Source organism: Micromonospora sp. NPDC049274 (assembly GCF_040678875.1).
GTDB lineage: Bacteria > Actinomycetota > Actinomycetes > Mycobacteriales > Micromonosporaceae > Micromonospora.
On sequence record NZ_JBFAQS010000044.1, the window covers coordinates 1 to 1,506 of the forward strand.

General features: G+C 69.0%; 1 protein-coding gene. It reads left to right on the forward strand.

The genetic code is table 11. The features are described 5' to 3' along the window. Window positions 1-116: 116 nt before the first annotated feature. Window positions 117-1,506, forward strand: a 1,390-nt coding sequence (locus tag AB0K10_RS33150) for an NF041680 family putative transposase (protein ID WP_363690177.1), incomplete at its 3' end; no start/stop codon positions are given.

Genomic DNA, 1,506 nt, shown 5'->3' on the forward strand with positions numbered 1-1,506 from the left:
CTAGCTTGAGTTTTAACCTGCGGCTGGGTGGCATCGACCCCGGCTGATCATGAGGACAGCCCTTGATCGATGATTCCTCTTGTCGAGGGAAGAAAAACCGAATCAAGGGCTGTCTGATGATCAGTGTGCCTGACGTCGATCCGGCTGGTGCTCTCGGGCGTCTGGCCGGGTTCCGGGCCGAGTTGCGTCGCTGTCTGACCGGTCGTGCGGATGCGTTGTTCGAGCTGGCGGACGCGGTGTTGTGCGGGGACACGCCAGTGCGGTCGCTGGTCGAGTTGTCGTTGACCGGCGCTCATCGGCGTGGTCATGGGGCGATGTATGCGGCGCTGAACCGGGGCCGCATCGATGTCGACCGGCTACGGACTGCGCTGGCGTCGGTGGCTGTCCCACGGGCCGCGGACGACAGGATCGTGCTGGCGGTGGACGTGACGTGCTGGCTGCGCCCGGAAGCCCACACCAGCGCGCAGCGGGTCCTGTGTCACACCTACGGCCGGGGCAAGGACACCCACATCGGGGTCCCGGGCTGGCCGTATTCGGTGGTGGTCGCGCTGGAAACGGGACGCCATTCGTGGACCGCACCTTTGGACGCCCGCCGCTTGACACCCGGCGACGACGCCGCCACGGTGACCGCCGCCCAGCTGCGTGACGTCGTCGAGCGGCTGATCACGGCCGGGCAGTGGCAGCCGGGGGATCCCGACGTGTGGATCGTCGCGGACGCCGGTTATGACGGTCCCCGCCTGGCGTTGCTGCTGGCCGACCTGCCGGTCCGGCTGGTGGTGCGGATGCGTTCTGATCGGGTCCTGCGCCGGCAACCGCCACCCTGGGTGCCGCGGGCACACGGCGGCCGCAAACCCCGCCACGGCACCGAATTCATCTTCGGTGACCCCGCCAGCTGGGGCACCCCGGACACCAGCAACACGACCGAGACCAGGCTCTACGGGGCTGCCACGATCCTGGCCTGGCAACGGCTGCACCCACGGTTGACGCACCGCACCGCCTGGATCGGTCATGCCGGGGTCCTGCCGATCATCGACGGCACCGTCATCCTGCTGCGGGTCGAACGGCTACCGTCGGGCGCGAACGCGAAACCGGTCTGGCTCTGGTCCTCGATCCCCGACGCCGACCCGGACACCGTCGACCTGCTCTGGCAGACGTTCCTGCGCCGCTTCGACATCGAGCACACCTTCCGCATGCTCAAGCAAACCCTCGGCTGGACCAACCCGAAACTCCGCGACCCGGACGCCGCCGACCGCTGGACCTGGCTCCTGCTGGCCGCCTACACGCAGCTACGCCTCGCCCGGACGATGGTCGCCGATCTACGCCGGCCCTGGGAACGCCCCGCCTCACCGCAGCGACTCACCCCAGCCCGGGTCCGGCGCGGGTTTCGGCACCTGCACGCACAAACAGGCACTCCCGCCAACGCACCGAAACCCTCCCGGCCAGGACCCGGACGACCACCAGGACGCCGCAACTCACATCCCGCCACCCGCCACGACGTCCACATCG